The 26764-nt window shown below is 60.6% G+C and carries 22 protein-coding genes; 9 read left to right on the forward strand and 13 right to left on the reverse strand.

Annotation, left to right across the window (positions count from 1 at the left end):
- The first annotated feature begins 23 nt into the window (after nucleotides 1-23).
- The gene (locus tag VGF98_15530; GenBank protein HEY1683058.1) at nucleotides 24-1643 is read left to right on the forward strand and encodes an ABC transporter substrate-binding protein; all 1620 of its coding nucleotides are present in this window, start codon (nucleotides 24-26) and stop codon (nucleotides 1641-1643) included.
- A gap of 10 nt (nucleotides 1644-1653) precedes the next feature.
- On the opposite strand, the gene VGF98_15535 is transcribed toward VGF98_15530, so the two are convergent.
- Nucleotides 1654-2232: a bifunctional nuclease family protein gene (locus tag VGF98_15535; GenBank protein HEY1683059.1), complete on the reverse strand. Its 579-nt coding sequence runs from the start codon at nucleotides 2230-2232 to the stop codon at nucleotides 1654-1656.
- Nucleotide 2233: 1 nt separating this feature from the next.
- Here VGF98_15535 and ychF point away from each other — a divergent pair, with 1 nt between their 5' ends.
- Both ychF and VGF98_15545 read left to right on the forward strand, forming a co-directional pair.
- Nucleotides 2234-3331 (forward strand): redox-regulated ATPase YchF, encoded by a 1098-nt coding sequence (gene ychF / locus VGF98_15540; protein HEY1683060.1) that lies wholly within the window; start codon nucleotides 2234-2236, stop codon nucleotides 3329-3331.
- A 57-nt stretch (nucleotides 3332-3388) separates the two neighbouring features.
- Nucleotides 3389-4648, forward strand: coding sequence for a Glu/Leu/Phe/Val dehydrogenase (locus tag VGF98_15545; GenBank protein HEY1683061.1), 1260 nt, complete (start codon nucleotides 3389-3391; stop codon nucleotides 4646-4648).
- Between the two features lie 38 nt (nucleotides 4649-4686).
- Here the strand turns inward: VGF98_15545 and VGF98_15550 are convergent, their stop codons facing one another.
- The 6 genes from VGF98_15550 to lpdA form a co-directional block, all read right to left on the reverse strand.
- Nucleotides 4687-6360: a hypothetical protein gene (locus VGF98_15550; GenBank protein ID HEY1683062.1), complete on the reverse strand. Its 1674-nt coding sequence runs from the start codon at nucleotides 6358-6360 to the stop codon at nucleotides 4687-4689.
- Nucleotides 6361-6376: 16 nt separating this feature from the next.
- Complete coding sequence (locus VGF98_15555) at nucleotides 6377-7639, reverse strand: hypothetical protein (protein ID HEY1683063.1); 1263 nt, start codon at nucleotides 7637-7639, stop codon at nucleotides 6377-6379.
- Nucleotides 7640-7727: 88 nt separating this feature from the next.
- Nucleotides 7728-11027 carry an efflux RND transporter permease subunit gene (locus tag VGF98_15560; GenBank protein HEY1683064.1) on the reverse strand — a complete coding sequence of 1100 codons (3300 nt, stop codon included), beginning with the start codon at nucleotides 11025-11027 and terminating at the stop codon, nucleotides 7728-7730.
- A 77-nt stretch (nucleotides 11028-11104) separates the two neighbouring features.
- Nucleotides 11105-12001, reverse strand: a complete 897-nt coding sequence (gene lipA, locus VGF98_15565) for a lipoyl synthase (GenBank protein HEY1683065.1) — start codon at nucleotides 11999-12001, stop codon at nucleotides 11105-11107.
- A gap of 4 nt (nucleotides 12002-12005) precedes the next feature.
- Nucleotides 12006-12719, reverse strand: coding sequence for a lipoyl(octanoyl) transferase LipB (gene lipB / locus VGF98_15570; protein ID HEY1683066.1), 714 nt, complete (start codon nucleotides 12717-12719; stop codon nucleotides 12006-12008).
- The gene (gene lpdA, locus VGF98_15575) at nucleotides 12682-14130 is read right to left on the reverse strand and encodes a dihydrolipoyl dehydrogenase (protein HEY1683067.1); all 1449 of its coding nucleotides are present in this window, start codon (nucleotides 14128-14130) and stop codon (nucleotides 12682-12684) included. Before lpdA ends, lipB begins: the two co-directional genes overlap by 38 nt.
- Nucleotides 14131-14207: 77 nt before the next feature.
- Here lpdA and VGF98_15580 point away from each other — a divergent pair, with 77 nt between their 5' ends.
- Both VGF98_15580 and nth read left to right on the forward strand, forming a co-directional pair.
- The gene (locus tag VGF98_15580; protein ID HEY1683068.1) at nucleotides 14208-15125 is read left to right on the forward strand and encodes a hypothetical protein; all 918 of its coding nucleotides are present in this window, start codon (nucleotides 14208-14210) and stop codon (nucleotides 15123-15125) included.
- Nucleotides 15126-15161: 36 nt separating this feature from the next.
- A complete protein-coding gene (nth, locus tag VGF98_15585; protein HEY1683069.1) occupies nucleotides 15162-15911 on the forward strand; it encodes an endonuclease III in 750 nt (249 codons plus the stop codon).
- Nucleotides 15912-16387: 476 nt separating this feature from the next.
- Here nth and VGF98_15590 read toward each other — a convergent pair whose 3' ends face one another.
- On the reverse strand, nucleotides 16388-17752 hold the full coding sequence (locus tag VGF98_15590; protein ID HEY1683070.1) for an alkaline phosphatase family protein: 1365 nt from the start codon (nucleotides 17750-17752) through the stop codon (nucleotides 16388-16390).
- Between the two features lie 691 nt (nucleotides 17753-18443).
- Here VGF98_15590 and VGF98_15595 point away from each other — a divergent pair.
- Nucleotides 18444-19877: an alkaline phosphatase family protein gene (locus tag VGF98_15595; protein ID HEY1683071.1), complete on the forward strand. Its 1434-nt coding sequence runs from the start codon at nucleotides 18444-18446 to the stop codon at nucleotides 19875-19877.
- 28 nt (nucleotides 19878-19905) lie between these two features.
- Here VGF98_15595 and VGF98_15600 read toward each other — a convergent pair whose 3' ends face one another.
- Nucleotides 19906-21078 carry an acyl-CoA dehydrogenase family protein gene (locus tag VGF98_15600; protein HEY1683072.1) on the reverse strand — a complete coding sequence of 391 codons (1173 nt, stop codon included), beginning with the start codon at nucleotides 21076-21078 and terminating at the stop codon, nucleotides 19906-19908.
- Between the two features lie 21 nt (nucleotides 21079-21099).
- Between VGF98_15600 and VGF98_15605 the strand changes: the two genes are divergently transcribed.
- From VGF98_15605 to VGF98_15615, 3 genes are all read left to right on the forward strand, one after another.
- On the forward strand, nucleotides 21100-21930 hold the full coding sequence (locus tag VGF98_15605) for a CoA transferase subunit A (protein ID HEY1683073.1): 831 nt from the start codon (nucleotides 21100-21102) through the stop codon (nucleotides 21928-21930).
- A gap of 2 nt (nucleotides 21931-21932) precedes the next feature.
- Entirely contained in the window at nucleotides 21933-22604 is a 672-nt protein-coding gene (locus VGF98_15610) for a CoA transferase subunit B (GenBank protein ID HEY1683074.1), read from the forward strand.
- A gap of 86 nt (nucleotides 22605-22690) precedes the next feature.
- The gene (locus tag VGF98_15615) at nucleotides 22691-22939 is read left to right on the forward strand and encodes a hypothetical protein (protein ID HEY1683075.1); all 249 of its coding nucleotides are present in this window, start codon (nucleotides 22691-22693) and stop codon (nucleotides 22937-22939) included.
- On the opposite strand, the gene VGF98_15620 is transcribed toward VGF98_15615, so the two are convergent.
- From VGF98_15620 to VGF98_15635, 4 genes are read right to left on the reverse strand one after another with little or no spacing between them, the layout of a single operon-like run.
- A complete protein-coding gene (locus VGF98_15620) occupies nucleotides 22936-24762 on the reverse strand; it encodes an ABC transporter ATP-binding protein (protein HEY1683076.1) in 1827 nt (608 codons plus the stop codon). The two genes, VGF98_15615 and VGF98_15620, sit on opposite strands and share 4 nt — an antisense overlap.
- 36 nt (nucleotides 24763-24798) lie before the next feature.
- Nucleotides 24799-25167 carry a VOC family protein gene (locus tag VGF98_15625; GenBank protein HEY1683077.1) on the reverse strand — a complete coding sequence of 123 codons (369 nt, stop codon included), beginning with the start codon at nucleotides 25165-25167 and terminating at the stop codon, nucleotides 24799-24801.
- Entirely contained in the window at nucleotides 25160-26179 is a 1020-nt protein-coding gene (locus tag VGF98_15630; GenBank protein ID HEY1683078.1) for a DnaJ C-terminal domain-containing protein, read from the reverse strand. Before VGF98_15630 ends, VGF98_15625 begins: the two co-directional genes overlap by 8 nt.
- Nucleotides 26176-26706: a nucleotide exchange factor GrpE gene (locus VGF98_15635; GenBank protein ID HEY1683079.1), complete on the reverse strand. Its 531-nt coding sequence runs from the start codon at nucleotides 26704-26706 to the stop codon at nucleotides 26176-26178. Before VGF98_15635 ends, VGF98_15630 begins: the two co-directional genes overlap by 4 nt.
- Nucleotides 26707-26764 lie beyond the last annotated feature (58 nt).

The following is a 26764-nucleotide window of genomic DNA, read 5'->3' on the forward strand; positions in this document are numbered from 1 at the left end:
CGTCCCCTCGAACGCTGGCGCCCATGCGCCGCTACGTGTGGGCCGTACTCGCCTTGCTCGCTGCCGGCTGTTCGGCTCGATCGACGCAGGCCGAAGGCGGACGCCTGCCCTGGACCGTTCCACACGTTCTGCGGATTGGAATTGCGAGCGATCCCGATCGCTTAAACCCGTACCTTTCGGAGATGGACGTCAGTTACGACATCGCGTCCCTGGTCTATTCGTACCTCATCGTCGCCGATGCGCGCGGCCGTTTGATTGGCGACCTGGCGTTGGCGGTTCCGTCGCGCGCCAACGGCGGCATTTCACCCGACGGACGCACCTACGTGTACCGCTTGCGCCGTAACGTCATTTGGCACGACGGTGCGCCGTTCACTTCCGCCGACGTTGTCGCGTCCTGGCGAGCGGTGATGGATCCGCGTAACGATACGTTCGAGCGGGAAGGGTACGACGAAGTTACTTCGATTCGAACGCTCGGCCGGTACGCGATCGCCATTCGCCTGCGGCGTCGATACCCGCCGTTCGTATCGCGCTTTTTCGCACCGTTGCAAGAGGGTGGCAAACCCATTTTGCCGGCCCACGTCCTGCGGCGCGAACGCAGCTTCAACGCCGGTCCACTGTCGAGCGCGCCGGTCGGAACCGGGCCGTTTCGTTTCGTTTCTTGGGCGCGTGGCGATCGCATCGTGCTCGAGCGTTTCGACCGCTACTTTAAGGGCCGGCCGAAGCTGCAACGCATCGAGCTGACCGTCGTTCCAAACGACCGTTCGTTGGCGCTCGCGCTGCAGACGCACCGTGTCGACCTCATCGCCGCCGCTTCGCCCGCGTTGTTGCCGGAATATCGTAGCGCCGCGGGCACGGTCGTTTCGACCGCGCCGTGGAATTCGCAAGGCGCGCTGTTTGCCAACTCGTCGAAGCCGGCGCTGTCCGACTCGCGCGTTCGCCGCTCGATCGCGGACGCAGTGCCGTACGACGAGATACTGCGCGACGTAGCGGGCGGTTCGTTCCGTCCGGCGCTCGACAGCCTGCCACCCACTGCGATCGGCTACCGGGTCTTTGCTGCGCGCACGCAGCAGCTGGAAAATGCTGCCCGCGAACTCGACGCGGCGGGATGGCGCATGGGCCCCGACGGAACGCGCCGTCGCGGAGGAACGCGGCTCGATTTGACGTTGGCGACGATTGCCGGCAACGCACAGTTCGAACGCATCGCGCTGTTGGTTCAGGCATCGTTGCGGCGTGTGGGCATCGACCTGGCGATCCGCACGTATGCCTATAGCACGATCTTCGCCGCGCCGGCCGGGCCGATTTACGGTGGAACCTACGACTTGGCGCTGTATTCGAATACGCTCAACTGGGATCCGGACGTATATAACTTCGTGGCGTGCGATCGGTGGTATCCGCGCGGTCAGAACATCTTTCGTTATTGTAATCCGCAACTCGACCAACTCGAGCGCGCCGGCCTGCAAACCGACGACATCGCACGCCGTGCGACGATTTATCGCGCGGCCGGCCGCATTATTTGGAACGACGTCGCGTACGTTCCGCTGTACGAATCAGACCGCATCGTCGTGCGATCTTCGGATTTGCGCGAGTACCTGCCCAATCCGACGGCGACGCCGTGGTGGAACGCCTGGCGTTGGGATATGTAAGGCGATTCCGTTAGCGGTTGAAGTCTGACGGTTTCAAATCGTCGAGAAACTTTTTGAAGCGTGCCATCTCGTTGTCGTTGATCGGGCGCTTGTCGGAGTTGGCTTCTTCCAAAACGATTTTGTCGGATACGAAGATCGGTGCTTGCGCCCGGAGCGCCAGCGCTATGCCGTCCGACGGACGGGCGTCGATCTCGGAGAGCTCGCCATCCGCGCGCACGACTAACTTCGCAAAGAACGTGGCGTCTTTGATGTCGTGAATGACGACTTGTTCGAGCCGGGCGTCGAGCGTTTCGAGAATGCTGCGCATCAAGTCGTGCGACAACGGCCGCGGAACCGGAGCGCCTTCGAGCGCGAGTGCGATCGCGGTCGCCTCGAACGGCCCGATCAGAATAGGAAGATAGTGCGCGCCGTCCATGTCTTTGAGGATTACGACGGGGTCGTGGGTCAGGAGGTCGATTCCCAGCTTGTCGACCTTCATTTGTCGCATACGCGACGTATCCGACAAGCGCGCGACGAGCGCCTCCAAAACGCGTCCGAGCGCAATCCGGTAGGTCGGCTTACACGAGCGGCCGAACGGAGTTCCCTCCAATATGGCTCTTTCGTGCGGAATCGTCGGGTTGCCCAACGTCGGCAAATCCACCATTTTCAACGCGCTTACTCGCTCGGCGCAAGCGCTTGCGGCGAACTATCCGTTTGCGACGATCGAACCCAACATCGGTGAGGTCGCCGTTCCGGACGATCGTTTGACGCAGCTCGAGCGGCTCGTTTCGGCGCGAAAAGTAGTACCGGCGACGGTGCGTTTTGTCGACATCGCGGGCTTGGTTCGCGGCGCGAGTTCGGGCGAAGGGCTCGGCAACGCATTCCTCAGCCACGTTCGCGAGACGGATGCGATCGCGATGGTCGTGCGGTGCTTCGAAGACGACAATGTGACGCACGTCGAGGGCCATCCCGATCCGCAGCGCGACATCGAGATCATCGAGATCGAGTTGGCGTTGGCCGATCTGGATTCGATGCAGCGCCGCGTTTCGAAGATGGAACGCGAAGCGCGCAACGACGTCAAGGCAAGAGCACGCGTGGAAGCGGCCAAACGCCTCGTCGCGGCGCTGGAAGCCGGCACGCCGGCCCGCTCGTTCGCAGAAGGTTCGGTCGAACGAGAAATCGCGCACGAGGCGTTTCTGCTGACCGCCAAGCCGTTGCTCTACGTTGCCAACGTCGATGAGTCGCAGGCGGTTGAAGGCTCGGATGCTGCGATCGAGGCAGTGCGCCGGCGGGCCGAGGCCGAGGCCGGTCACGCGGTCGTCCTTTCGGGAAAAGTCGAAGCCGAGCTAGCGGGTCTCAGCGAGGACGAGGCCACTGCGTTTCGCGCCGAGCTGGGGATGCATCGAAGCGGTCTGGACGAGTTGGCCGCCGCGGCCTACGACGTTTTGGGCTTGATGACGTTTCTTACGGCGGGCGAGAAAGAGGTTCGCGCCTGGACGATCCCGCGCGGCACCAAAGCCCCCGAGGCCGCAGGGCGGATCCACGGCGACATCGAGCGTGGATTTATTCGTGCCGAAATCGTTTCGTACGACGACTACGTGGAATATCGAACGATGGACGCTATGCGAGCCGCCGGGCTGATTCGCAGCGAGGGTCGCGAGTATGTGATGCGCGAGGGCGACGTCGTGAACTTCCGATTTAATGTGTGAACAGGTCGTCCGCTCGTTCGAATCTAAGTGAGTTGCGTTGGAGGCTTATAACTGATTATGGCGACGCCCACGCGTGAGGTTTCGGTTTTCGGCGATGCTATCGCCTACTTTATGGAGGCGGCGGATCTCCTCGAACTCGACGCCGGAATGCGGCGGATTCTCACCATCCCAGCTAGACAAATCATCTTCGCAATCCCGTTTCAACGCGATTCCGGCGAATTCGAAGTGTACACCGGATATCGCGTACAATTTAGCTTCGCGCGCGGCCCGGCAAAGGGCGGCATTCGTTACCATCCGGGCGTAACGCTCGATGAAGTTACGGCGCTTGCGTTTTGGATGACGTGGAAGTGCGCCGTCGTCGATCTGCCGTTCGGCGGCGGTAAAGGCGGAGTCACCTGCGACCCGGGCTCGCTCTCGATGAACGAACTCGAACGAATCACTCGCCGCTATGCGGCCGAACTGGTCGAAGTTGTGGGACCCGATAAGGACGTCCCGGCGCCCGATGTCAACACGACGCCGCAAATCATGGCGTGGTTCATGGATACGTACTCGATGCACGTTCGCCAAAACACGCCCGGTGTCGTTACCGGCAAGCCGATCGAAATCGGCGGCTCGCGCGGCCGCGTCGAGGCCACCGGCCGCGGCGTCACGATCTGCGCGCTCGACGAGATGAACGAGATCGGTTTGCGTCCGGAAGAGGCGCGCATTGCCATTCAAGGCTTCGGAAACGTCGGCCGCTATGCGGCTAAACTGTTTGAGGAGCGTGGCTGCAAGATCGTCGGCATATCCGACGTTACCGGCGCGTACTACAACGCAGACGGGATTTACATCGGCGGTGCGATGGCGCACGTCGGCCAGCACGGTACCCTCGAAGGTTTCAAGGGCGGCGATAAAATCACCAACGCCGAGCTGCTCGCGAGCGATTGCGACGTGCTCGTTCCGGCCGCGCTCGAAAAGGTGTTCACGGCCGAAACGGCCCCGAAAGTAAAGGCCAAGCTGATCGTCGAGGGCGCTAACGGCCCGACCACGCCGGAAGCCGACCGCATCTTCAAAGAAAAAGGCATCACCGTCATTCCCGATATCATGGCGAATGCCGGCGGCGTCACCGTCTCGTATTTCGAGTGGGTGCAAGATCGTATGGGATTTTTCTGGCGCGAGAGCGAGGTCAATCAGCGTCTAGAAGAAGCGCTGTTGGAGAACCTGCACGAGATTCGCTCCATCGCAAGTTCGCGCAACGCGACGCTACGCACCGCAGCCTACACGCTGGCAATCGACCGGGTCGTCAAGGCACTCAAGCTGCGCGGCATCTACGCCTAAACGCTAAACTCGCATAGGGAGCCTCGTTACGAGGTTCCCTACAAGAAGACAAACAGCGGGTACGGGTCGGGATAGCAGTAACGCTTATTGCTGCATCGGGTCCCCTTGTAGGCAGCCTTAACGTCGACCTGTGGGATCTTCGTGCCGTAATGGCTGTTGATTGTGTCGATGAAGTACGAAGCGAGCAGCGCGTAACCGGTGTTCGACGGATGTAAGCCGTCGAAGCTAACGAGCCCACTGCCGAAGCCCAGCCCGCAGCACCCATCCGATACATCGATATGGCTGGCCCTCTGGAAGTACGGGTTTTTCGGGTCTCCGCTCGCCACGCCATCGAAGAAGGCCGTGACATCGACGAGCGGCGTTTGCGTTTTAGCGGCGGCCTGATTGAGGCCGGTGTTGATGGTGTTGTTCAACGCTTGGATCTTTGCGGCAAACTCGGGCGTTATGTAGTACATCCCAAGCCCGCTTCCCGGCTTTCCGTTGTCGAAATCCGGCAGGTTGGGTTTGTCGGGATTGTTTGAGGGATGATCGATCGAATATTGTAAGGCCGCAAACATGCCTTGCAGGGTAAGGTAGCCGCACGGTTTCGTCAAGCTTCCGGGTGCGCAACCGTTCGGGGTTCCTAGATGATATTTCTCGGTGACGGTGTGCGCGACGTATTCAGCCGCCTGAAACTCGTTCGTAATTTTTCCCCACACGCAGAAAACGTAGGTTTGGGTGGTTATGCCAAACTGGGGACAAATCTTATTTTGGTACTGCGGTAACGCGCTGCGCATAAAGTACGGCGTCAGCAGAATGTTCGGAATGTTGGCAGTCACGACGCGCGCGCCGCTACGCGTCAGCGTCGTTATCGTCGTTTCGAGATCGCCGGACACTTGACCGACGGTGTTATCGCCTCCTACGAAGCGGCCGCCGGAACCCATATACTTAAGGACGTCGTTCGCGCCGAGCCAGACGATTGCTAGCGACGGTTTGAGTTTTGCCGCCGCGGCCGTCATCGAGAGATTGGGTCCCATGCCGCGGAAGCCACGTAGGACCGGCCAAAACGTGCTGGCCTCCTGATCGACGACGGCGGCGAGTTCGCCGAGGATTCCCGGAAGCGGTTCGCACGTGGTCGACTGCGGTTGCGACAGTGTGTTGGCTTCGTGCAGGCTGATACCCGGAACCGCCAGGTCGCGAATCGTATTCGAACCCGGGTTCATTCTAACGCGAGCACTATTCTCCAAAAAGTAGCCGTCGGCGTTGAATCCGTTGTCGTATTTGCACGGATTCGCTTTAAACATGTTGAAATCGGGCGGATTGACGTCCGGAATGACCTGGTTGTTGATGCCCGGCCCCGCGATCAGCGGCAGCGGGCTCTTGGCCGGATCGAATTCGCGCGAGATGGCTTCGTCCAAAGGCAAGCCCGAAGCTTGCTCGTCGACGACCGCCCAAAATCCGTTTTCTTGCGTCGGCGGTATAACCCCCTGATGCGTGAGCGGATTGACGACGTCGGATTGACCAAGCATGCCGTTTGCTTGGTAACCGGCGGTTAGACTGTCGCCGACTCCCACGATGTTTGCGAGAATCGGGTTGACGTTGCGTGGTTTCACTTGCCCGGCAGCGTTGGGAATGGGCAGCGCGCTGGTCGTACCCGAGGGCGAACCGCAGGCGGCCACCGCGCACAACGCGGCGAGGGAAAGAATGCGTCGCGCGGTTGAAGACATCGTCATCGTAAAGCCTCGAAACTTAGAGTGGGAAATAGCCCGGCGAACCGATGCCGAACTGAAGTTGCAGCTGCGTCGCTTTAAATCCGCCGACGACCGGTGCGCAGACCGCGGTCGTCTCACATTTGATTGCTTGAATGCCGTACGAGCCGAGGTTGGTCGAACCACCGCTGTTCAAAACGAGCTGCACGAAACCGTATTTCTCGATACGTTGCGAAACCCCGAGGAAGTATGCGATCAAGTGCTCGGGATATTGATCGGTCGGCAGATAGTCGCGGGCGCTTTGCGGCTCGAAAAAGAGCTTGGTTCCGCGCGTCGGCGTGTACTCCATATAGAGTACGAGCGGTGTTTGCATGCTGTTGAGCGTGTTGGCACCGGCGGTATGCACGAGCCACTGCGCCGCGACGGTGAATGTCATGAACACTTTGGGTGTCTTCATGAACGGCAGCGTGACCGCGACGGCTTTGTATTGGGCGCTACGCGTTGGGACCGTCGTGTAAACCTGTCCGCCGGGCGGGTTAACCGCGAACGGAACGACGTCGTTGTCCGCGGTGCCCGACTCCTGTACCACACCGCTGCGCGCGACATAGGATGGGGAAATGACGATCGGGATCGGTTTTTCTTTGCTGCCAAGCACGAACAACTTTTGCAACATGAAAACGCCGAACGTATCTTTGGTGCCGACCGCGACGTTTTGCCCGGCACCCGCGCCACATTTATTTCCGCCGCTCAAATCGGCGCAACCAACCGGGTTTCGGAAACCGGCTAGATAGACCGGCACTTGGCCCGAGTTGAACCCCTGCGGCCAGTGCTGGAGCTGAAACATGCTTGCGACGACGCGCGTGTAATCGTCGAACTCATACAAGATCGATGCGTCCATGCCGCCCATCAGCCATCGTCTGCCGAAATCGCCGGTGTTGCCGTACGGATATGCCACGGTGAGATCGGCAAAATAATCCAGGCCTTTGTTGCCCATCGAAATGTGAATCGGATGCTGGCTGACCGGCGGCACCTGCGCCACCGTGTTATCCGGCAGCAAGCTCCATTTTAGTGCGCCCGGCGATGGCTCGGGCTGCGCCGATTGACGGCGTTGCGCCGCGGCTTCGGCTGCACGTCGCTTTGCTGCTTGGTCCAGCGCGTGTTCGAGAGCCTGATTGGCCGGTCCGACGATCGAGCTTTCATACACGTCGTCGATGCCGTCGGCGCGTGCCGGAACGTAGACAAACATTGCGGCCACGGCGACCAAGCCGGCGGTAACGCGAGAAAGCAAGACAGGCATGCGCATCGGGCGGAGGTTGTGTCCGTGCCGCTAAAAACCTTTTACCAAGGCGGGCGTGCGCCCGCCTTGACGAAAGCTATGTTGATTTCTAAACTTATGTCGCTATTTGCGTCGAACCCGAACCGTCGGTTCCAGCAAGCGCGGGGCCGTTACGATGCGGCTTACCTCGCGACTCGAGCGACTTGATGATGACGTACAGCACCGGCGTGATCGCCAGGTTCAGGAACGTCGATACCAACATGCCGCCGAAAACCACGGTGCCCAACGAGTGGCGGGCCGCGTTGCCTGCGCCGGATGCAAACACCAGCGGCGTTACGGCCACGACGAACGCGATCGAGGTCATCAGGATCGGACGCAACCGCGTTTGCGCCGCCCGCATCGCTGCTTGAACGATGGTAGCGCCCTCACGTAATTGCTGGTTTGCGAATTCCACGATAAGAATTGCGCTCTTGCTCGCCAAGCCGATCAACATGACGTAGCCCACCTGCGCATACGCGTCCTGTGCAAGTGAGGGATCGAAGAGAAACGGAATCGGGAAGTGGCGCAGATTCATGAAGCCCAGCGCGCCGAAGAGCGCTGCCGGGACCGCCAGCAGCACGATCAACGGATCGATGAAGCTTTCGTACTGCGCCGATAGCACCAGGTACACGAAGACCAGGCCGAGCGCGAAGATCAGGACCGCCAGCGGTCCGGCTGCGATTTGATCCAGCTGCAGGCCGGTCCACTCGTAGCTAACGCCTTGCGGCATAACTTTGGCGGCGATGTCTTCCATGGCGGTAATCGCTTCGCCCGAACTGTGCCCGGGCGCAGAGTTACCCTGCATTTCGATGTTGCGATACAGATTGTAATGCGTGATGACCGGCGGGCCGTTCACCATCTTTAACTTCATCAGGGCGCTGATGGGTGTCATCACCACGCCGGTGGCGGTGGTCTGGGTCGTTCCGGACCCCGGCGGCGGCGTCGCGAACGGGTTGCTGCCGGTGGGAATGTTGGGCGCTTGCGACCCGGAGTGTACGTAGATCTGTTGTAACGACGCGATGTCTTTGCGGAATTGCGCGTCGGCCTGAACGTCGACCTGCCAGGCGCGGTTCAAGTACGTGAAGTTGTTGACGTAGAGCGAGCCCAGCTCGACTTCCATCGTTTGGAAGATATCGCTGAGCGAGATGCCGATCGCCTTAGCCTTATTTCGGTCGACGTCGACTTGCACTTGCGGTGAGTTGTTGCGGAATTGCGTGAACACGCCGGTGAGCCGCGGATCTTTGGCGGCCGTGCCCATCACTTGATACGCCAGCAGCATCAGCTTATCGAGACCGACGTTGCCGCGATCTTCCAATTCGAATTGGAAGCCGCCGACCGTGCCGACGCCGTTGATCGCGGGCGGATTGAATCCGAAGATCTGCGCCTGCGGAATCTGCATGTAGAAGGCGCCGTTGAGCCGTTGCAGCACCGACTGAACGGTATGCGTGCAGGGCTGCAACGTCAGCGCCGATACGAACGAGCACTTACGGTCGCCCCACGGCTTGAGCAAGGCGAACATGATGCCGCGGTTGGGTGCGGCGCCGCTGAAGCTGAAGCCGCCGACGTCGAAGAGATGCGCGACTTCGGGCTGTGCCAAGATAATTTTCTCGGCGCGCTTGCTGACGGCTTGTTCGGCCTGCAATGACATGCCTTCGGGGCCTTGCAGCAAGATGATGAAGTAGCCTTGATCTTCATCCGGGATAAACGCCTGCGGCGTGCTGACGAACAAGAATCCGGTGAAGGCGAGCGCTAGCGCGAACGCGCCGGCGACGAACCAACGGAACCGGAACGCCCGCGGAAGTTGGCGCGCATACCATTCGCGGAAACGGTGCAAGCCGTGATTGAACCAGCGGAAGAAGATGAAGTTCGATTCGGATTCGCCGCTGAGCAAGCGCGCCGAAAGCACCGGTGCGAGCGTCAGGGCTTGGAACAGGGAGATGGTGATCGCCGCGGCGATCGTCAAGGCGAACTGCTTGTACAGTTGGCCCGTGGTACCCGGGAAGAAGCCGACCGGAATGAACACGGCAAGCAGAACCAGCGACGATGCGATGACCGCGCTTTGAATTTCGGTCATGGCTTCAGCCGCGCTCTCGAGCGCGCTCTTCTTGCCTTTGTTCATCTCGATGTGACGTGCGATGTTCTCAATGACGACGATCGCGTCGTCGACCACCAGTCCCGTGGCCAAGGTCAACCCGAATAACGTAATTGTATTGATCGAGAAACCGAAAATCTTCATGACGAAGAACGTTCCGATGAGCGAGACGGGAATCGTCACGGCCGGAATCAGCGTCGACTTCGGGTCCTGCAAGAAGACGTAAATGACCAACACCACCAAGAAGATCGATAGAAGCAGCGTGATCACGACTTCTTTGATCGACTCTTGCACGAAGGTGGTAGTGCTAAACGCAACCGTCCAGTGAACGCCCGGCGGAAACGCTTTCGCCAGTTGGTTCATCTGCGCAAGTGTCGCTTTCGAAACGTCCAGTGCGTTGGCGGTGGGATACTGCTGCACGCCCAATCCGACGACCTTCGATTCACCGTCGAACCGCAGCGCGCTCGAATAGTCTTGCGCTCCCAGTTCCACGCGGCCGACGTCGCGGATGCGGGTGTAGCCGCCGTTTAGGTTCTGCCGCAAAATAATGTTGGAGAACTCTTCGGGAGTCGATAATTGCGTCACCGCGTTGACGGTGTAGGTGTGTGCCTGCGTCTTCGGCTGTGGGGGCGAACCGATGCTGCCGACACCGATGGCGACGTTTTGCTCTTGCAAGCTGCTGATCACGTCGCCCACGTCGAGCCCCTGTTGCGCGAGCGCGACCGGGTTGAGCCAGATGCGCATGGCGTACTGGCGCTGACCGAAGATGCGGATGCCCGAGACCCCCGATACGCGCGACAAGTTGTTGACGATGTTGAGCTGCGCGTAGTTGCTTAGTTGCAGCGTGTCGATATCTTTGTTGTCGGACGTCAGCGCGATACCCATGACGAACGTGCCGGCGTTCTTAGAAACCGTGATGCCGAGCTGTTGAACGCTGCTCGGCAACTGCCCGAGCGCCGTCTGCGCCGCGTTCTGAACGTCGGCGGCGGCGATGTCGAGATTGGTTTCCAGCGTGAACGTCAGCGTGATCGACGAGATGCCCTGAGCGCTGGTCGACGAGATATAGCGAAGCCCTTGAACCGTGTTCACGGCTTGTTCGATCGGGGTCGTCACCTGCGCCTCGACCGCCTGAGGGCTGGCACCAACATAGGTCGCCGAAACGGTGACGACCGGGGGCGCGATTTGCGGATATTGCGCGATCGGCAGCACCGGGATGACGACGCCGCCGCCGATCAGGATGATCAGCGAGCATACGACGGCCAACACCGGGCGCGTCAGGAACATCTTGGTCACGAAACGGTTAAAAAACCCTTAGGCGCCCTGGGTTGCGCGTCAAAGGAACTATTCCGAAGAAGCGTTTCTCAGGCGGGAAATGCTTGCTCGGCGTGATACGAGCTGCGCGAAAGCGGGCTGGAGACCACCTGATGGAAGCCCTTGCCGCGCGCCAGGAGCCCGTAGGCTTCGAATTCCTCCGGCGTTACGAAGGCGTGGACGGGTAGATGCCGTTTGCTCGGCTGCAGATACTGCCCCATTGTAAAGATATCGACGCCGGCCGAGCGGGCGTCGTCCATCGCGGCCTCGACCTCTCCGGCCGTCTCGCCCAGTCCTAGCATCAATGACGTCTTCGTGTAATGCTGTGGAGCGCGGCTCTTTGCGTACGACAGCACGCGCAACGATTGATCGTATCCGGCGCGCTTGTCGCGTACCGAGGGCGTGAGTCGCCGAACCGTCTCCAGGTTATGCGCGAAGACATCGGGCTCGGCGTCCATCACGATATCGAGAGATCGAAGGTCGCCGCGATAGTCGCCGCTCAGGATTTCGACCTTCGATCCAGGCACGCGAGCGTGAATCTCGCGCACAGTGTTGGCGAAAATCAGCGCCCCGCCGTCGGCAAGATCGTCGCGGTCGACGGCCGTGAGCACTAAATAGCGCCAGCCGAGGTCTCGCACCGCATCCGCCACGCGTACCGGCTCCAGCCAATCCACTTGGCCGCGCGGATTTCCGGTCTTCACGTTGCAGAAGCGGCAGCCGCGCGTACACGTATCGCCGAGAATCATGATCGTCGCCGTTCCGGCTCCCCAACACTCGGCCAGATTCGGACACGCCGCTTCCTTGCACACCGTGTGAAGCGAGAGTCCGGCAACCTTCGCCTTGACCCGCTCGTAATCGTCGCCGGCCGGAAGCGAGACCTTAAGCCACGCCGGCTTGCGAATACGCGTTGCCGGATTTGCGGCCAGGAGATCGATTTCGATAGCCATGTCGTTAGCAGGCCAGAGCCGTTTCGTACGCTTCGAAACGTACGTCGAACGTGCGTGCCAGTTCTTCGAGGAGAGCGCGCTTGGCAGCGGCGACCGAGACCGGCATCGCGCTCTCGCGGGCGAGCGAGGTGATGCCGCGTGCCGGAAGACCGCAGGGAACGATCAGTTGGTCGTAATCCAGGGCGGTCGTTACGTTAAACGCGATGCCGTGCAGCGAAGTCATCTCCCGAATCGCCAGGCCGATCGCACATATCTGATTGCCGCCGACCCAAACGCCGGCGTGTTCGCTCCATCGTTCGGCCTTCACGCCGAAGCGCGCGCATGCGTCGATCGCGGCGCCCTCGAGCGCGCGCACTAGCGGCACGACTTCGCGGAAGCGTTCGAGACGGCGAATGGGATAGACGACCAACTGTCCCGGTCCGTGATACGTCACGTCGCCGCCACGTTCGATTGCGACCAGGTCGATGCCGCGGCGCGCGAGTTCCACGCGGTCGATCAGCACGTGCTCGCCTTTTGCTTGGCGGCCGAGCGTCACGACCGGCAAATGCTCGACGACGATCCAAGTGTCGGGCGCGCGTCCGTCTCGGACCTCGGCGTGTACGCGGCGTTGGAGATCCAACGTCGCAGCGTACCGGCAGGTTCCGAGATCGATCAGCCTGGCAGTCGTCGCGGACTGTGCGTTAGGCTTTAGCAGCGGCGGGCGCCTTCGGTTTGGGATTGACGATGTGAATCGCCTTGCCGTGCGCGGCTTCGGCGGCGTCCATGATCGCCTCGGTCAGCGTGGGATGCGGATGGACCGAAAGACCGATGTCTTCCAAGGTCGCGCCTATCTCGAGCGCGATCAGTCCTTCGCCGATGAGCGACTCGGCCTGTGGTGCCACGATGTGCATGCCCAGCAACAGATCGGTCTTGGCATCGCCGACGAGTTTGAGCATCCCGTCCGACTCGTTCATCGTGCGCGCGCGTCCGCTCGCCGCCAACGGAAACTTTCCGATGCGCACTTCGTAGCCTTGCGCTTTGGCTTCTTCCTCGGACAAGCCGACGGTGGCCACTTCGGGATCGGTATACACGCAGTTCGGTATGGCCATCGGATCGAATGCGGCCGACGCATCGCCACCGATTACTTCGGCCGCGATGACGCCTTGCTTCATCGCGCGGTGCGCGAGCAGCGGTTGCCCGGTGACGTCGCCGATCGCGAAGATATTCGCAACTTTGGTGCGCAGCTGTTGGTCGACCGCGATGAATCCACGCTCGTCGGTCGTCAAGCCGACGGCGGGCAGATTCAGATTGTCGGTAACCGGGCGGCGCCCGACCGCCACCAGCACCGTATCGTATTCGCGCGTTTCATCTTTGCCGTTGGTGCCGGTTCCATTGAACGTCGCCTTAACGGTTTTGCCGGACGGGGCGATGCCAGTCACTTTGGTATCGAGCATGATTTCGACGCCCTGTTTTTTCAAGATGCGTCCGAGCGTCTTCGAAATTTCGGTATCCGTGCCGGTAAGGATTTGCGGGAGCATCTCGACGACCAAAACTTTAGCGCCCATGCGCGCGTAAACGGTTGCGAACTCCAGACCGATCACGCCGCCGCCGATGACCAGCAAGTTCTTCGGAATGCGTTTGATTTGCACCGCGTCGTCGGAGTTGATGATGCGGTCGCCGTCGCGCGGCCACGCTTTTACGTCGACCGGCGCCGACCCGGTGGCGATTACGACATAATCGGTCGCGTACGTCGTAACCGTGCCGTCTTTGCCTTTGACCGAAATTTCGGTCGGGCTCTTGAACGATGCCTCGCCGTATGCGAACTCGACGTTGTTGGCCTTGAACAGCGTTTTGACGCCGCCGACGTTCGAGTTAACGACGTCCGACTTGAATTTTTCGACGCCTTCGCGGTTCACTTTAGGGCGGTCGACCGTCAGTCCGATCGCGTCGGCGTGTTCGATGTGGCGAATCACCTCGCCGACGTGCAGCAACGCTTTGGTCGGGATGCAGCCCCAGTTGAGGCAAACGCCGCCAACCTCGTCGCGATCGACGCAGATCACGCGCTTTCCAATCTGGGCCAACCGGATCGCGGCGTGATAGCCACCGGGGCCGGCGCCGATAACGACTGCGTCTACGCGATGTTCAGACAAACTCGTCTCTCCGTTTCTCATGCGGTAATATCAACAGCTTCGAGGCTTCTTTGGGTGCGCCCCGCGAATCGCGCGCGATGGATCCCAGGATCGGCCGGGTGCGCGCCGCGCTGCTTGGCTGGTACGAGCGCAACGGCCGAAGCCATCTTCCTTGGAGATCGCGACGTTCGCCGTACCGGACGCTGGTGAGCGAGTTCATGCTGGCGCAGACGCAGGCCGAGCGGGTAGCGGCGGCCTTCGAACCGTTCGTCGGTCGCTTCGACTCGTTCGCGGCCTTAGCCGAGGCCTCGGTGGCCGACGTGTTGCGCGCCTGGCAGGGCCTCGGCTACAACAGCCGGGCCGTCCGGCTGCGCGCGCTCGCCCAAATCGTCATGGAGCGCCACGCTGGGAGCCTGCCCGCCGAAGCCGAGACTCTGCGATCGTTACCCGGCATCGGCCCGTATACGGCGGCGGCGGTTCGCGCCTTCGCGTTCGATCTGGACGACGCTCCGATGGACGTCAACATCCGCCGCGTGCTGCAGCGCTCGTTCCTCGGATTGGAATATCCCGAGCCGGCGCCCCGGAGCGAGGTCGAATCCCTTGCGCGCGAAGCCGCGTCTCCCGGCCGCTCGCACGATTGGAACTCGGCCTTGATGGATCTGGGAGCGACGATCTGCACGGCTCGAGCCCCGAAATGCCTTATCTGCCCGCTACTCGCGGATTGCAGCGCGGCGCCGGTCGATGCCGTGCGCTTAGAGTCACTTCGAAGGCAGGCTTTGAAACCGGCCGCGCACCTGCCGTTCGAGCGTACGGTCCGCTTCGCGCGCGGCCGGATCGTCGACCGGCTGCGCGCGTTGGAAGCCGGGGCGACGATGTCGTTCCTTGATTTGCACGGCTCGCTGCACGCGCTGCTCCCGGAGCGCGACGCCGGCGACGTCCGAGCGATCCTCGCTGGGCTCGAGCGCGACGGATTGGTGACCGTTCGCGAGGAGCGCGTCTCGCTGCGCGAGGGATAGCGAAGGAGCCATCAACGCGCCGGATAAGGCGCTCGCGTGCCGGCTATTCCGTTTCCCAAGAAAAAAGTCACTCGAGCGGTAGCGCTCGAGGAGCTCGCGATCTTAGAGCGCGAGTATCCGAGAGCCGAAACGGCATTGCACTATCGCAATGAGTACGAGCTGCTCATCTCGGTGATCTTGTCGGCACAGACGACCGACGTGCGCGTGAACATGACGACGCCGGCGCTCTTCGAAAAATACCCGCAGCCCAGCGATCTGGCCGCGGCAAGACTCTCCGACGTCGAAAAAATTATCAAGTCGACCGGATTCTTTCGCATGAAGTCGCGCAACATCGTCCGCTGCGCGCAAGACTTGTTAGAACGCTTCGGCGGTGTCGTTCCGCAAGATCGCGATTCGCTCGAATCGCTCGCCGGCGTCGGTCGCAAGACCGCCAGTGTGGTGATGGCCAACGCGTTCGATAGCGCCGCGTTAGCGGTGGACACGCACGTGTTTCGCGTCTCACACCGCCTCGGCCTGACCTTGGGCACGACGCCGCGACACGTCGAAGACGATGTTACGAAACTCGTTCCAAGCGCCAAGTGGGGTGCCGCTACGCATTGGTTGATTTTGCACGGCCGGGCGATCTGCAAGGCGCCGCGCCCGCTGTGCGAGCGCTGCCCGGTCAATCGCTTGTGTCCGACTCCGGCGATTCTAGCGAAAATTGCAACGGTCCGGGCGAGAGCAAGTGGGAAGGTGTCGGAAGCTCGGCGTCCTTCGCGATCCGTCGCAACAAAGAAGAAGGCGTAATCGCCTCTCCGTAGCCGGCTGCGGTCGATATCTTGGATACGTCGATCAGCGCCGGCAGGTCCGACGACGCATCGAACTGATAGTCGCCGTCGAGTTCCAGCCCGCGTATGCGAACGAGTTGTTCGATGTCGTCGAGATCGAGCGCTATCCGCAGTTCTCCAAATCGAAGCCGGAGACGCAACGGCCGTTCCAGGCGAATCACCTTGACGCCGGTGCGTTTGCCAAGCACGGCGTTAACGCGCTTGGCTCCCGTCACCAAATAGTCGAAGAACGCTCGCAGCGATTCTTCGGCGTCCTCGGGGCGCCGCGGAGGGGCGCCCTGCGACTCGGCCGCGGCGCGCTCGACCTCGCGTTGCGCGCGGATTTTGGTTGCCGCCGCGACGATCGGATTCATTGCGGTAAACTCGGGCTTCATCGGGTCGGACATGTCTGCCAGTCTTTTCGGCGCGGGCCGGCTTTGGGCTTTGTAAACCGTCTTAGTAGTCTTCCTCGTCGGATGCCGGGCCGAAGGACGGCACAAATGGCGGCGCCTTGATGACCTTAAAACGACGCGGTGACTGGTGGAAGTCGAAGAAATCGTCGAGACCGTGCGACGTCGCGTCGGTCGTGCCGAGCGATCCGGCGTGGAACGTTTCTTCGGTGAACTTCAAGATGCTGCCGAACTCGTAATGTTGATGTGAAACGTAGCCTTTCTTGGAATACGGGGAGATGACGACCAGCGGCACGCGAAAACCCAGTTCGTAGTTGTTACGAACGACCGGCGCCACATGATCGTACCAGCCACCCCAGTCGTCCCACGTGAGGATAATCGCCGTGTTGTTCCAATACGAGCTCGTCCCAACCGCGTTGACGACCGCCGCCACCCACGATGGGCCGGCGGCCGATTTCGTGCCGGAGTGATCGCTGTGCAGCGCGTCGGGCATCACCCACGCTACGCCGGCTAGCCGGCCGTTTTTGATGTCGGTAAGAATTTGCTGCGAAGGCTTGATCACATAACGGTAGTCCTTGCCGTAACGGATGTGCCGGATCGCATCGTAGGCCTTCCATAACCCTTGACCCAGGGTATGCTGGTAGTATCGCCACGATACCCCGTTGGAATCGAGCAGATCGGCCAACACCGGTCGCTCGAAGCAGGGAAACACGCGGTCGCCTTCGGGCGAACCTAGCGGTTCCAGCGCAATGGTTTCTACACGTACCGACGCTTGGCTGTCGCAGCCGCCGTGCGCTCCAAAGAGCCCGTGACCGATGCCGTTCTCGGCAACCTGCCGATCGGGATAGCGCGGTGCGGCCGATGCGTCTCCGCTGATGATTTCCTGATGGGCGGGAAAGCTCGGGCCCTGATTGGTTTGGAACATCCTATCGCCGAAGCCGTACTGCGTCGCCATGTCGAAGTAGGGTTGCGCTTCGGTGCGCGGGACGTAGGCGTAGGCGCAGTCGGCGCTTATCTTGCACGATGGCGAGTTGGTTTGGATCAAGTCGAACCCGTCCATCCGGCATGTCGTAAGCTGGGATGGCGCGGCGTTGCAACTTTGCGTGAAGGCTAGATGCCGATGGTTGAGGTCATACTTCCATGCCAGCGAGGTCTCATGGAGCGGTACCGTTTGGCCCTTGGAGTTGAGACCACTCGAAACGGTGTCGGCACCCGGAAGTCCGTGAAACAGGTTGTCGGGTGTGCGGTTTTCTTGAAAGATAATGACGACATGTTGGATCGGTGAGATTGCGCGCAAAACGGCCTGGCGATCCACCGCGGCCGTAGTGGGGATGGCCTCGTGCTGGGCCCCGCACCCGGTAACGCAACAGCTAACGGCGATGAATGCGAACACGAGCGTAAATCGTTGCAAAGTATGGTCTCCTTACGCAACACGGACCTTGCCAATGTGTTTGAGCCAGTTTGTTTTAGCAACTAGCTCGAATTGATATTGGAAAGACAAGCCGCCATTTCCCGTTCGAATACTGCGGGCGAGCGGTAATCCAGTCCTAAATGGCTAATATAATCAACTCTTAATAAAACAACGCATGCCGCACCCGACTTCGACGCGTTTATTCCATTAGCGTTTGCCACGTCGATCGTTTCTTGTTCCGGCTAACGGCAGAGTTGCGTGCAGGACGAGTTCGTCAGCCGATAGCGTTCGCCGAAGAGACGTTCGGCATTCGCAAAGGTTCGCTGAACGCCACCGACGTGCGTGCTAATGATCTGTCGTATGCGCTTGACTTCACCCAGACGCCGCGACCGTTCGTACAGATCGGCTCTCCGAAGTTTAGCCCCGCCTGGCCTGCGCTTTATTCGATGGTACGATATCGGAAGATGCCGACGGCGGTAGATTAACTGCAGGACTGTTCATAACACGGGCGAGCGCGCCAACGGCGATGATGCGACAGGCTCCAAAAGTAACCTAAGTTAACTTTATTAGCCATCACGGCAGGCGAGCGTGCGCGTGCCAGTACCGTTTCGTAAGATTAATGCGCGAAGGTTTTGTAACGAATGCGCTCAAGTCTACGCAACACAACGTGCGCCGCGCTCGAGGGTCGACAATGAAGTACATTGCGTTTTTTCCATTGGCGTTAGCCATATTGATCGTTTCTTGTTCGGGTCAACAGCAGAGTGCGGCCATCCCGCAAAGTGCGTCGATGAGTCTACCCGGCAAGAAGCAAGATCCGTCGAACTACATCCAGCACGTCGTCGTCATCTTCCAGGAGAATCGCACGCCGGACGATTTGTTCCAAGCGCTGGCTTCGGAAGGCGCCAACATCCAGTCGTGGGGTATGCTCGGTAACCAGCGCGTCAATTTGAAGCAGGCATCGCTGGCGACCCGCTACGGCCTGGGCCACGGGCACAAATCGTTCGTGTTGGATTATGATTGTGGTGCGAACGACGGTTTCGCGTCGGGCATACCTAAAGAATTTCAGCTGCGTCCATATTCATTCGCACCGTTGAGTGAAGTGCAGCCGTACGACGACATGGCCACGCAATACGTGTTCGGCGACGACATGTTTCAGACGCAGCAAGCCGGCAGCTTTCCGGCGCATCAATATATCGTGAGTGGGTCGGGCGCAGCGCTGCCTGAGACGACGTTCGACATGTCCAGCGACCCCTTCGACAGCAAGACCGGCATGAAGACGGAAGCCGGTTGCGACGGCCCGCCGACCGAAGCGATCGACACGATCAATCCGAACAACGGCCAACCCGGACCCACGCCGCGCCCGTGCTTTAACCGGCCGGTACTCACCGATCTGCTCGATTTTCACGGCGTAACGTGGCGCTACTACCAGAACGGCACGGGACCGGGCTTGTGGCACGCCTTCGACGCGATCCGTCACGTGCGATACGGTCCGGATTATGCCAACGTGGTCACGCCGCCGGCGACCATCATCTCGGACATCGCGACCGGTGCGCTGCCCGGAATGTCGTGGGTCATGCCTGCCGACAGCAAACACTCGGACCATCCGGGTAACCGTAGCAACGAAGGCCCTTCGTGGGTTGCGGCCGTCGTCAATGCGATTGGGGCTAGCCAATACTGGAACAGCACCGCGATCGTCATTACGTGGGACGAGTGGGGCGGTTTTTACGATCACGTCCCTCCGCCGATGGAGAACAACTACATGGAGTTGGGATTCCGGGTTCCACTGATCGTCATCTCCCCGTACGCCAAACAAGGCTACGTCTCGCACGTGCAGTACGAGTTCGGCAGCATTATCGCGTTCGCCGAAGAGACGTTTGGAATACCCAAGGGTTCGCTCAGAGCGACCGACGTGCGCGCCAACGATTTGTCGGACGCGTTTGACTTCACCCAGGCGCCGCGCCCGTTCGTGCCGATTAACGCTCCGCCGTTCGTCCCCGAAACCGGACCGGCGTCGTTATCCGACGGAACGATCTCCGAAGATCCCGACGAGGATCCGGTCGGTAACGTTCATCCCGACTGTATGACCGTTCGCAAGACGGGCGTCGCTCGCACCGCCTTGCGTTAAGGCTTCGCGAGGCTGGAGCGCGCGCTCGTTACGGCTTGGCTTTGCCGACGAGCGCGCGTGAAATGACGAGACGCTGAATCTGCTGGGTTCCTTCGTAGATCTGCGTGATCTTGGCGTCGCGCATCATACGCTCGACCGGATATTCGGTAGAGTATCCGAACCCGCCGAGAACTTGCACCGCATCGGTCGTCACCGACATCGCGACGTCTCCGCACTTGAGTTTGGCCATAGCGGCCCATAACGTGACGTCGGGGGCGCCCGCGTCGCACTTGCGCGCCGCTTCGTACAGCATCATTCGCGCGGCTTCCACTTCGGTTTTCATGTCGGCCAACATGAAGCCGACGCCTTGGTGTTGGCCGATCGGTTTACCGAAAGCGATGCGTTCTTTGGCATAGTTGGTGGCGTAATCCAGTGCGCCGGCGGCGATGCCGAGCGCTTGTGCGGCAATTCCGGGTCGTGACTTATCGAGAACACGCATTGCGATTTTAAAACCTTCGCCCTCCTCGCCGAGCCGGTTTTCGGCGGGAATCTCGCAGCCGTCGAACGACAGCTCGACGGTAGGTGACCCGCGAATCCCCATTTTCTTTTCTTTCTTTCCAACCGAGAAACCGGGCGCGTCTTTCTCGACGACGAACGCGCTAACGCCGCGCGAACCGGCCTGCGGATCGGTGACGGCAAACACGCACACGACGTCGGCCACGCTTCCGTTGGTGATCCAGATTTTTTGACCGTCTAAAACGTATGTATCGCCGCGGCGTTCGGCGCGCGTGCGCATCGACCCGAGCGCGTCGGAACCGCTGGACACCTCGGTCAGCGCATAGGCCGCGATATGTTCGCCGGATGCGATGCGTGGAAGGAAACGGCGCTTCTGTTTCTCATCGCCGGCGATCATGATCGGGAGCATGCCGAGCTCCTGCACGGCGACGATGAGCGAACTCGAGGCGCACGCTTTCGCGATCTCTTCGACGACTTTCACGTAGGTAAGAAACGTTCCGCCGAGGCCACCGTACTCGCTCGGAATCGGAATGCCGAGCAAATCGTTTTCGGCGAAAAGTTGTTTGATGTCCCACGGAAATTCGCCGGTTTCGTCGATTTCGGCCGCTCGCGGCGCAACTTTTTCGTTTACGAGCTCGCGCACCGCCTCGACGATCATGCGTTCTTCGTCGTTGCTTGCGCCGGTCGATACGGTGGTCGTCGTCATGTGTTTCTCCTCGATACGAACATGGCCGAGCTTCGCGACGGACGCCGCCGCGCCTTGGCAGGACGCGGGCGGCTCCTCACGCATAAGCCGGGCATGGAGAAAGTGTACGCCTCCTGCACCGATGCGGTCGCCGACATTCCCGACGGCGCGACGCTGGCGGTGGGTGGATTCGGGCTCAACGGTATCCCGCACAATCTCATCGAGGCGCTCTTCGAACAGGGCGCAACCAGCCTGGTAACGGTGTCGAATAATTGCGGCGTCGACGGCTGGGGTTTGGGCGTTTTGTTGGATCACAAACGTATCGTGCGCACCACCGGCTCGTACGTCGGCGAAAACCGCGAGTTCGAGCGGCAATACTTGAGCGGCGAACTCGAAGTCGAATTGTGCCCGCAGGGCACGCTGGCCGAACGCTTGCGCGCCGGCGGTTGCGGCATACCGGCTTTTTATACGCCGGCTGGGGACGGTACGATGATTGCCGACGGTGGCCTTCCATGGCGCTATGCGTCCGACGGCAGCGTCGCGATCGCATCGCCCAAAAAGGAAACGCGCGTTTTTAACGGGCGAGAGTACGTGCTCGAGGCCGGCATCGTTTGCGACTTTGCGTTGGTGCGGGCGTCGGTCGGCGACCGTGCCGGCAATTTGATTTTTAATCAGGCGACGCGCAATTTCAACCCGTTGTGCGCGATGGCCGGCCGCATCACGATCGCCGAAGTGGAAGAGTTGGTCGAGCCGGGCCGGATCGATCCGCAAGACGTGCACCTGCCGGGTATTTTCGTTCAGCGCATCGTGCGCGTCGGGCCGCAAGGAAAGCGCATCGAACGCGTTACCACGCGTAAGCGCGGGGAGGCATAGTCGTGGCCCTAACTCGCTCGCAGCTAGCCGCGCGTGTCGCCGCCGAACTCCGCGACGGACAGTACGTGAACCTTGGAATCGGACTTCCGACGCTCGTGCCGAACTTCGTCGCTCCCGACGTCACCGTTACGCTGCAGAGCGAGAACGGCATTCTTGGCATGGGAGCATATCCGTACGAAGGCGAGGAGAACCCGGACCTCATAAACGCCGGCAAAGAAACGGTGACGGTGCAGCCGGGTGCGTCGTTCTTCGACTCGTCGCTTTCGTTTGGAATGATTCGCGGCGGACACATCGATCTCGCAGTGTTGGGTGCGATGCAAGTTTCCGAGCATGGCGATCTGGCGAATTGGATGATTCCCGGAAAGATGGTCAAGGGAATGGGCGGCGCGATGGATTTGGTGCACGGCGCCAAACGCGTGATCGTGATGATGGAGCACGTTGCCAAGGGCAACTCGCATAAGATCGTTCGAACCTGTTCGCTGCCCTTGACGGGGCGGAGGGTGGTGCACCGGCTGATCACCGACTTGGCGACGATCGACGTGACGCCCGAAGGGCTGGTATTGCGCGAACTCGCGCCGGGGGTTTCGATCGACGACGTGCGGCGCGCCAGCGAGCCGGAACTGTTGGTACCGGTCGCCCCGGCCGTGATGGACGTTCCGGCCGCTACGGATTAACTCTCGCTGAAGAAACGGGAACATTGGTAATACGGTTCAAAAAAAGTGGTAAAGTCCGTACAACGCAACTTCAACGAGGAGACACCATGCAACTCAAATCACGTTCGGGCCTTCTGGCGTTCGCGCTGGCCCTGATTCTCGGTATCGTCATTGGCGGCACCGCCGTCGCGGCTACCCAGGTACACATGCGAAACGCCCTCACCGATCTAGAATCGGCGGCAACGCAACTCCAGACCGCAACCGCCGATAAGGCCGGCCACCGCCAGCAAGCAATCAGCCTCGTCAGCCAGGCCATTCACCAGGTGAATATGGGAATCGCCGCCGGAGCGTACTAAGCCCGATCGAGCGCCGACGCGCTGACGTCGCGGAACTGCGTGTGATACAGCCGCGAATAGAGACCACCACGTGCCAGCAGTTCCGCGTGCCTCCCGGATTCAACGATGCGCCCGCCATCGACCACGAAGATCGTATCGGCCGACAGCACGGTCGAAAGCCGGTGGGCGATTACTAAGCTCGTGCGGCCGCGCATGGCGATTTCCAGCTCGACCTGAATCGCCGCCTCGCGTTCGGAATCGAGCGAGCTGGTGGCTTCGTCGAGAATCAGGATTCGCGGGTCTTTCAAAAGCACACGGGCGATCGCCAAACGCTGGCGCTCGCCACCCGAGAGCTTGTGGCCGCGCTCGCCGACGATCGTTTCGTACCCGTCGGGCAGCGAACGGATGAACTCGTCGATGTTAGCTGCAGCGCACGCCGCTTGCAACTCGGCGAGGGTCGCTTCGGGCTTCGCATAGCGCAAGTTCGACGCAATCGTATCGTGGAAGAGATACGTTTCTTGCGTGACGATGCCGATGTCGCGACGCAGCGATTCGAGTCCGAGCGTTTTCACATCGTAGCCGTCGATCAGAACGCGCCCTGCGGTCGGGTCATAGAAGCGCGGCACCAAGGACGTGATCGTGGTTTTCCCGGCTCCCGAAGGCCCCACGAACGCGGCGATTTGCCCGGCCTTCACGTTGAAGGAAACGCCATTAAGAATCGAGCGAGAGTCGTCGTACGAAAAATGCACGTCCTCGAACGCAACGTCGCCGTGGACTTGCGGTAGCGATACTGCACCGGGCGGATCGTACTGCTCGGACGGCAGATCGAGATACTCGAAGATGCGCTCGAACACTGCAAAGGCGCTAACGATCTGCACTTGGATCCCGGCGAGCGCAGCGGCCGGTCCGTACAAACGCCCCTGGATAAACGACACGAATGCGACGACGACGCCGACCTTCAGGGTGCCGGCGATGGCGTACCATCCGCCGCCGAACCATACCAGCGCCGGCCCGACGATCACCATTGCCGTTATCAGCGCGAGGAACCAGCGTCCGACCATCGCGAGGTCGATCTCCAGGCCCATCAGACGCGTGCCCGTGTCGTAAAACCGTTTGCGCTCGTAGTTCTCGCGCGCAAACGACTTGATCAGGGTGATGCCCGAGATCGACAGCGTTTCTTGCGTGATCGATTCGATCTCGTCGCGTTTCTCGCGCGTCTTCTTGCGCACGTCGTACATCTTGCGGCCGACCGGCCCAAGAGGTAGGACCATCAGCGGGACGATGACGGTCGAAATCAGCGCGAGGCGCCAATCCCACACGAACATCGCGACCAAGGTGGACGCGATCGTCACCACGCTGGTCACGATCGAGGTCAGCGTCCCGGTCACAACGTTGTCGATATTATCGACGTCGTTGCTGACGCGGTTCATGATTTCGCCGGTCTTGGTGCCGGTGAAAAACGAGAGCGGCAGCCGATGCATGTGTCCGACGAGTTGCGTTCGGATGTCTCGCATGATGCCTTCGCCGACCACCGAATTGAGGTAGCCCTGCGCGACACCGATCAACGCTGCCACGAGGGCCGCGGCGAGAATGATGCCCACGTCGATGGCTAGTTCGGAAAGCGAACGGTGCGGGATCGCCGTGTCGATAATTCGGGCCGTTACGAAGCCCGGGATCAATCCAAGGAGCGAACCGAGCACGATGCACACCAGAACGGTGGCTTGCTGGCGCCAGTAAGGCCCAAAAATGCCGGCCAGGCGTTTGAAATCGATGCGCCGGCGCGGGCCTTTGGGTTTATCGTTGCGGTACATCGCGGAGTACATGAGGCCGTGCCCGCTAATCATCGCGCACGGCCCCCGAACTCAGACCACTTGGAACGCTTAATGCGGAACGGTAATCTGATGGAACGAAACCTTGTTTCCTTCGGCGTCTTGGAAACCGGCAATTTTGCACACCGGCGTTGCATAGGGATCCTCGACCATTACGCCTTTTTCGCGCAGGCGCGCGACTTCGGCGTCGATATCGTCGACTTCGAAAACGACGCTTCCGGCACTGCCCGGGTCGCGCTCGACCCAGTCAGGCGTCATCAAGCTGAACGTCGCGCCGCCGATGGTCGTTTCGTTGTATTTCTCGACGCCGTCTTCGACGTACGGCCCGGTGAACTTTAAGCCTAAATTGTTTTCGTACCACTCGCGCAACGCGCGAACATCTTTGGCAGGGTAAACCGTGAAGGCGATCTCTTTAATCACGTTGTTCGTTACCTCTTCGGATGGATGCGAGTTCTTTGAACAGTTTTTTTTCTTTATCGCTTAGATTCTGCGGGAGCTGACCGATCAGGCGGACGTATTCGTCGCCGCTGCCGCCGGCTTTTACGCGCGGCATGCCTTTGCCGGTTAGTCGCAGCAGCCGGTTGTTCTGCGTCCCCTCGGGGATCGTCATCGCAACCTGTCCGCCCAGCGTCGGAACCGAAACTTCGCCGCCCAGCAGCAGATCGTAGATGCCGACCGGCAGATCGACGTACAGATCGTCGCCCTTGCGCTTGTAGGTCGGATCGTCGATGGCTTTGACGATCAAGTGCAGATCGCCGTTGGGCGCTCCGTTGCGTCCGGCGCCGCCTTGGCCCGCCAGACGAATCCGTTGGCCGTCGCCGATGCCGCGCGGAATGGTAACCTCGAACTTCTTGAGCAACAGCACGCGGCCGGTGCCGTGACATTGCGGGCACAGCCGTCCGGCTTCGGTTCCGGTTCCGTGACAGCGCGGACAGAGATCTTCGACTTGCAGCGAGATGGCTTTCTTGCCGCCGTCGTAGACGTCGCGCAAGCCTAACTCGATGCTCGTTTCCAAATCTTGTCCGCGTTGCGGAAAGCCGGTCGTCTGCGTCGTCTGCCGGCGTCCGACGCCGGAGAAGAACATGTCGAAGAAATCGGAAAAACCGCTCGGCCCCGGTTCGCCGGCTCCGCCGAAATCACCAAAGCCGAAGTCCTCGCCGGAACCCGTGCGATATTGGCGCTGCTGGTCGGCTTGTCGCGCCGCCTGCTGCCAATCGGGTCCGAGCAGATCGTATTTCCGGCGCTTCTCGGCATCGCCGAGCACCTCGTAGGCCTCGGAGATTTCTTTAAATTTCTCCTCGGCTTGCTTGACGTTGTCGGGATTCGCGTCGGGATGCCATTTGCGCGCCAGCCTGCGATAGGTCGATTTTATATCTTTTTGCTGCGCGTCCTTAGGAACGCCGAGGACCGTGTAATAGTCCTTAAAATTCATTCCGCGTTTTTCGCGACGACGACCTTCGCGGGCCGCAACAACTCGTCGCCCAATCGGTAGCCCTTCTCGGCGACTTCGATGACCACGTCATCGTCAACGCCTTCGCGGGCGGCGGTGGCGATCGCCTCGGCAACGTGCGGGTCGAACGGTTTGTTCTTGACGTCGATGGCGATCACGCCTTCCGCTTTCATGACCGCTTCGAATCCGCGCAGCGTCTGTTCTAGGCCGCCGCGCAGAACGTCGCCGCCGCCTTCGTATGCCATAGCGCGTTCGAGATTGTCGAGCACCGGCAGAAAGCGCTCGAGCAGCGAACGCCGGCGCAGGCTGACCATTGCGTCGATGTCGCGTCGCCCGCGCTTCTTGTAGTTCTCAAAATCCGCGGTGGCTAGCAGAAACTTGTTGTAGTTTTCTTCGGCTCGGGCTTCGGCTTGCGCCAAACGCTCTTCGAGCGAAGCGGTATCGGACGCATCCGTTTCGATGACGGCGTCTCCGGCTTCGGTGTTCAACACCGATTGATCGTCAAACATTCGTCTTTCTACACTCGTAATGAAAAGCGCCGCGCGCGTTCCGCCGGCTTTTGAAGCC

The organism is Candidatus Tumulicola sp. (genome assembly GCA_036490475.1).
Classification (GTDB): Bacteria; Vulcanimicrobiota; Vulcanimicrobiia; order Vulcanimicrobiales; family Vulcanimicrobiaceae; genus Tumulicola.

Excerpts from the sequence above, each read along its gene's own strand:
- VGF98_15580 (HEY1683068.1), top strand. The coding sequence starts at position 14,208 with ATGGATCCCAGGATCGGCCGGGTGCGCGCCGCGCTGCTTGGCTGGTAC.
- VGF98_15630 (HEY1683078.1), bottom strand. The coding sequence starts at position 26,179 with ATGAATTTTAAGGACTATTACACGGTCCTCGGCGTTCCTAAGGACGCG.
- ychF (HEY1683060.1), top strand. The coding sequence starts at position 2,234 with ATGGCTCTTTCGTGCGGAATCGTCGGGTTGCCCAACGTCGGCAAATCC.
- VGF98_15550 (HEY1683062.1), bottom strand. The coding sequence starts at position 6,360 with ATGACGATGTCTTCAACCGCGCGACGCATTCTTTCCCTCGCCGCGTTG.
- VGF98_15620 (HEY1683076.1), bottom strand. The coding sequence starts at position 24,762 with ATGATTAGCGGGCACGGCCTCATGTACTCCGCGATGTACCGCAACGAT.
- VGF98_15615 (HEY1683075.1), top strand. The coding sequence starts at position 22,691 with ATGCAACTCAAATCACGTTCGGGCCTTCTGGCGTTCGCGCTGGCCCTG.
- VGF98_15555 (HEY1683063.1), bottom strand. The coding sequence starts at position 7,639 with ATGCGCATGCCTGTCTTGCTTTCTCGCGTTACCGCCGGCTTGGTCGCC.
- lipA (HEY1683065.1), bottom strand. The coding sequence starts at position 12,001 with ATGGCTATCGAAATCGATCTCCTGGCCGCAAATCCGGCAACGCGTATT.
- VGF98_15545 (HEY1683061.1), top strand. The coding sequence starts at position 3,389 with ATGGCGACGCCCACGCGTGAGGTTTCGGTTTTCGGCGATGCTATCGCC.
- VGF98_15600 (HEY1683072.1), bottom strand. The coding sequence starts at position 21,078 with ATGACGACGACCACCGTATCGACCGGCGCAAGCAACGACGAAGAACGC.
- VGF98_15635 (HEY1683079.1), bottom strand. The coding sequence starts at position 26,706 with ATGTTTGACGATCAATCGGTGTTGAACACCGAAGCCGGAGACGCCGTC.
- VGF98_15560 (HEY1683064.1), bottom strand. The coding sequence starts at position 11,027 with ATGTTCCTGACGCGCCCGGTGTTGGCCGTCGTATGCTCGCTGATCATC.
- VGF98_15595 (HEY1683071.1), top strand. The coding sequence starts at position 18,444 with ATGAAGTACATTGCGTTTTTTCCATTGGCGTTAGCCATATTGATCGTT.
- VGF98_15530 (HEY1683058.1), top strand. The coding sequence starts at position 24 with ATGCGCCGCTACGTGTGGGCCGTACTCGCCTTGCTCGCTGCCGGCTGT.
- VGF98_15605 (HEY1683073.1), top strand. The coding sequence starts at position 21,100 with ATGGCCGAGCTTCGCGACGGACGCCGCCGCGCCTTGGCAGGACGCGGG.